This is a genomic window from Bacteroidota bacterium (assembly GCA_030706565.1).
Lineage (GTDB): Bacteria > Bacteroidota > Bacteroidia > Bacteroidales > JAUZOH01 > JAUZOH01.
In genome coordinates, this window is the sequence record JAUZOH010000297.1 from 1 (window position 1) to 4769 (window position 4769).

The window sequence follows — 4769 nt, forward strand, 5'->3', positions numbered from 1 at the left end:
GGCCATTTGCAGCTTGTCGATAATTTCCTGGATGTCTCCATCCATGATTGCTGCAAGATTGTACAGCGTGAGTGTAATCCTGTGGTCTGTAACCCTGCCCTGGGGATAATTGTATGTCCTGATTTTTGCCGAACGGTCTCCAGTAGAAACCATGGTTTTTCTTTTTGCTGAAATATTATCAAGGTATTTCTGATATTCCAGGTTGTATAAACGGGTACGGAGCTCTTCCATGGCTTTCTCCAGGTTTTTGATCTGAGATTTCTGATCCTGGCAGGTAACTACAATCCCTGAGGGGATATGGGTGAGCCGGATAGCCGAATAGGTAGTGTTCACACTTTGTCCGCCCGGCCCTGACGAACAGTAAGTATCTTTCCGGATGTCTTCCTGTTTGAGCTCTATATCAAATTCAGTTGCTTCGGGAAGTACAGCAACTGAAGCAGCCGAAGTGTGCAACCTGCCCTGTGTTTCGGTTTGCGGAACGCGCTGAACCCGGTGTACTCCTGATTCATATTTTAAGGTACCATAAACATTCTCGCCCGATACGGTGAAGACAATTTCTTTGTAACCGCCTACTGTTCCTTCTGAAAAATGGGTAACCTCAACCTTCCATCTTTTCAGTTCACAGTATTTTGAATACATGCGGAACAAGTCGCCTGCAAAAATGCTGGCTTCGTCTCCGCCTGTACCTGCGCGGATTTCCATGATGGCGTTCTTGTCATCTTCAGGATCGGAAGGGATCAACAGGAGTTGAAGATTCTCTTCCAGGGTTGGCATTTTGGTGATGAGACCTTCCAGCTCTTCTTTTGCCATTTGCCTCAGCTCATCATCCTTTTCCGTGTCAAGTATATTTTTATCAGCTTCAATATTGCTGGTGATGGTTTTGTATTCGTTATATGCTTTCACTACCCTTTCAAGCTCCTTGTATTCCTTATTGAGCTTAATGTAGCGCTTCATATCGGACATGACGGCCGGATCGTTGATTTGCTGACCCATTTCCTCGAACCGGAGTTTTAATCCTTCGAGTCTTTCGATTATCATGCTATTGTCCATAAACTTTTCTCCTTTTCTAAGTGCAAAAGTAATAAAAAAATGTTACCACTAAACGACTATGCAATAAATCGGTGCGGGCTTTCTTTGCCGTCTGCTTCAGCTGACGGATTTAGAATATTTATAATTGGGGTACTTTGGCCCAATTCTTTAAAGATTTTTGCTGTTCAGAATGATAAATGTTTTGGCTAAAACCGGAATATAAATCAACTTTTATCCGTTGGCTAAAGCCAACGGCAATGAAAAATGCACATGAAACATTCATCCCTTTCGGGATTTATTGTAAAAGTGATGGCTAAAAATTATTGGCGTTTATATTATTGCCGTCTGCTTCAGCTGACGGAAAAGGAATTCGGAATTCTATTGGCTTTAGCCCAAATTGAATATTCAAAATAATGCCGGGATATTTGGCTAAAGCCGGGAAATGATTTGAATCTGAGAGAAGGCAGTGTTTTGAAAGGCCTATATAAAAATAAAGGCACCTTGCAGGGTGCCTTTATCTATGATCTATGTTGGTGTTTTTTATAAAACTGATTTCTTGATTTCTTTGAGATTTTTCATGACATTATTTTCGCCGCGGCCGAAATAATCATGTAACCGTTTATATTCGGCATATAATTTTTCGTAAACCTTGACATTCTCGGGTATTGGCTTGTAGTATTTGTCTTTAACCTTTGCCATAACCTTTGCTGCGTCAACGATATCGTCATATCCGCCTTTTGCTTTGCCGGCAGCTACTGCTCCGAACATTGCAGAACCCAGAGCCGGTGCTTGCGGTGATCCGGAGATATGGATTTCCCTATTGGTGACATCAGAATAGATCTGCATCATCAGTTCATTTTTCTCAGCGATGCCGCCTGCTGCGTAAAGTTCGTGAATGGGAACTCCATTTTCGCTGAATGTGTCCACAATCATACGGGTACCGTATGCAGTGGCTTCAATCAGGGCACGGTAAATTTCTTCGGGTTTGGTGAGCAGGGTCATGCCAAGCATCATGCCGGTGAGGTCAACGTCCACCAGAACGGAACGGTTGCCGTTCCACCAGTCGAGTGCCAGAAGCCCGTTTTCGCCCGGTTTGAGTTTTGCGGCTTTATCGGTCAGCAGATGGTGTGCATCAATTCCAAGTTTTTTTGCTTCTTCGGCATATTCAACCGGGAAGAGGCTGCTTACAAACCAGTCGAAATGATCGCCCACGCAGGATTGTCCGGCTTCATAGCCCAGATACCCGGGGATAATGCCATCTTCAACAACACCGCACATTCCGGGAACGATTTTTTCTTTTTCACCCAAAACCATGTGGCAGGTGGACGTACCCATGATCATCAACAGTTTGCCGGGGCTGGTAATGCCGACAGCAGGTACAGCAACGTGTGCATCAACATTGGCAACGGCAACAGCAGTTCCTGGTTTTAAACCGATGTGGGATGCTGCTGCAGGAGTGATTTCACCAGCTTTTGCACCGATGGGATAAATTTTTGTGCTCAGTTTTTCTTCAACTAAATTTTCCATCCGCGGATCCAGGGCTTTGAAGAATTCCTTGGAGGGGTATCCTTTTTGCTTGTTCCACATGGCTTTATATCCAGCAGTGCAGCTGTTCCGTTTTTCTTCACCGGTGAGCTGCATGATGACCCAGTCGGTGGCTTCAATAAATCTGTCGGCTGCTGCATAAATTTCAGGAGCTTCGTTCAGAATCTGCCAAATTTTGGGCATTAACCATTCGGAAGAAATTTTCCCCCCGTAGCGTTGCAGGAAATCTTCACCTCTTTCGGCAGCAATCTGGTTGAGCCTGTTGGCTTCATCCTGTGCTGCATGGTGCTTCCAAAGCTTGACGTAGCTGTGGGGATTGGATTTGTATTTTTCATCAAAGCATAAGGGTGTTCCTTTTTTGTCAATGGGCAACATGGTGCAGGCAGTAAAATCTATGCCCATACCAATAACATCATCACTGCTTATGCCTGATTCTTTTAGAACTGCCGGGATAGTCTCGTGCAAAACTTCGAGATAATCGTAAGGATGTTGCAATGCCCAGTCCGGTTCAAGTTTTGTTTTCCCATCCGGCAGGTATTCATCCATAACAGCATGGGTATAATTTTTCGTGGCTGTGGCTACTTCGTTGCCGTTGGATACGTCAACTAAAACTGCACGCCCTGAAAGCGTTCCGTAATCGACTCCGATTACATATTTTTTTGCACTCATATTTAATTAGTTGATTAGATTTTTATTATTTGAATAATATTTGATCCTGGGAGAAAAACGTAAAATCCAGGCTGATTATTTTTTACTTTGACCGTAATAGGCTCCCGGCCCGTGTTTTCTGTGGTAATGTTTGTCGAGCAGGTATTGGTCAACGCCGGGTACCTGTTGCAAAGTCAATGTATGATGAGCCATTTTTGCAACATATTCAAGTACTACAGCATTGTGTACTGCATTGTCGGGATCGGTTCCCCAGGAAAAAGGGCCATGTCCGTTTACCAATACAGCTGGAATTTCCAGCGGATCCTTGTTCTGGAATGTTTCAATGATGACATTCCCGGTTTCTTTTTCATAAGCGCTTTCTATTTCCTCACGGGTGAGTTTACGGGTGCAGGGAATAGGCCCGTAAAAATAGTCGGCATGGGTAGTTCCCAGGGCAGGTATGGATTCCCCTGCCTGTGCCCAGGTAGTGGCCCATTCGGAATGGGTATGGACCACTCCTCCAATATTTTTAAATGCTTTGTACAGGGCTATATGAGTAGGCGTGTCGGATGAAGGATTTAGCTTTCCTTCAACGATATGGCCTTCCAGGTCAACAACCGTCATATCTTCAGGTTTCAGGTCGTCATAAGAAACCCCGCTGGGTTTGATGACTACCAGCCCTTTTCCCCTGTCTATGCCACTTACATTTCCCCAGGTAAAAATAACCAGGCCATGTTTTACAAGGTCGATGTTGGCTTTAAAAACTGATTTTTTTAAATCTTCGAGCATAATCTTGCTAAATAAAATTTCTCTAACTTCTGGTATTGAATATTTTGGTGGAAAACATAAGCCTGTCAATGCTTGATTGACAGGCTGTGAACAGTTTATTCAAAAGGATTTTCGTCTTTGTATAACATGCCTTTGGGCTGATTGAAGGAAACATCACAAACGCCCAGCATCTTAAGGGCTGCAAACAAAGCTTTCCCTTCATGCCTGAAGCCTATTCCTGCATGATGAGGAAATTGTTTAGCGATCAAGGCATGGCGGTAGAAACGTCCCATCTCTTTAACGGCAAATACACCGATACTTCCAAATGATTTTGGATTGATGTTCAGTACTTCACCTTCAGCAACATAAGCACGCAACTGGGTGTCGGCAGTCGACTGCAGTCTGAATAAAGTGATATCTCCGGGTTTGATCACCCCATCGAGAGTACCGCGGGTGATGTTGGGCTCAACTCCGGGTTCCAGCAAACGGTGCATGATACGCTGATAGGTCATGGCAGCATTATTTACCAGGCAGGAAGCTGTATTTCCGCAATGGAAACCCATAAAGAGGTCGTGAGGTTTGTAGTCTTTTACTTCGCCCTTGGCTGCTTCGTACATGTCGTAAGGTACGGTATTGTTGATGTCCAGTAAGGTTGCAGGAGAAAGGGTTGCACAGGTAAGGATGTATTCACTCAGGGCACCGTAAATGTCTGTTTCGCAAGCTATAGGAATGCCTTTGGCAGCAAAACGGGAATTGACATAGCAGGGGACAAATCCAAA

The 4769-nt window shown here is 44.4% G+C and carries 5 protein-coding genes; 1 reads left to right on the forward strand and 4 read right to left on the reverse strand.

The window, feature by feature from the left end:
• The coding region (gene prfA, locus Q8907_12865; protein ID MDP4275161.1) for a peptide chain release factor 1 at positions 1 to 1050 on the reverse strand (1050 nt) is incomplete at its 3' end.
• Positions 1051 to 1299: 249 nt separating this feature from the next.
• Here prfA and Q8907_12870 point away from each other — a divergent pair.
• The gene (locus Q8907_12870) at positions 1300 to 1443 is read left to right on the forward strand and encodes a hypothetical protein (GenBank protein ID MDP4275162.1); all 144 of its coding nucleotides are present in this window, start codon (positions 1300 to 1302) and stop codon (positions 1441 to 1443) included.
• Between the two features lie 126 nt (positions 1444 to 1569).
• On the opposite strand, the gene araB is transcribed toward Q8907_12870, so the two are convergent.
• From araB to Q8907_12885, 3 genes are all read right to left on the reverse strand, one after another.
• Positions 1570 to 3243 (reverse strand): ribulokinase, encoded by a 1674-nt coding sequence (gene araB / locus Q8907_12875; protein ID MDP4275163.1) that lies wholly within the window; start codon positions 3241 to 3243, stop codon positions 1570 to 1572.
• 75 nt (positions 3244 to 3318) lie between these two features.
• A complete protein-coding gene (locus Q8907_12880; protein MDP4275164.1) occupies positions 3319 to 4011 on the reverse strand; it encodes an L-ribulose-5-phosphate 4-epimerase in 693 nt (230 codons plus the stop codon).
• 95 nt (positions 4012 to 4106) lie between these two features.
• Positions 4107 to 4769 (reverse strand): fucose isomerase (locus Q8907_12885; GenBank protein MDP4275165.1); only part of this gene is annotated, 663 nt, incomplete at its 5' end.

Bases quoted from the DNA above. Each gene is read 5' to 3' on its own strand.
- Q8907_12870 (MDP4275162.1), top strand. From the start codon at position 1,300: ATGAAACATTCATCCCTTTCGGGATTTATTGTAAAAGTGATGGCTAAA.
- araB (MDP4275163.1), bottom strand. From the start codon at position 3,243: ATGAGTGCAAAAAAATATGTAATCGGAGTCGATTACGGAACGCTTTCA.
- Q8907_12880 (MDP4275164.1), bottom strand. From the start codon at position 4,011: ATGCTCGAAGATTTAAAAAAATCAGTTTTTAAAGCCAACATCGACCTT.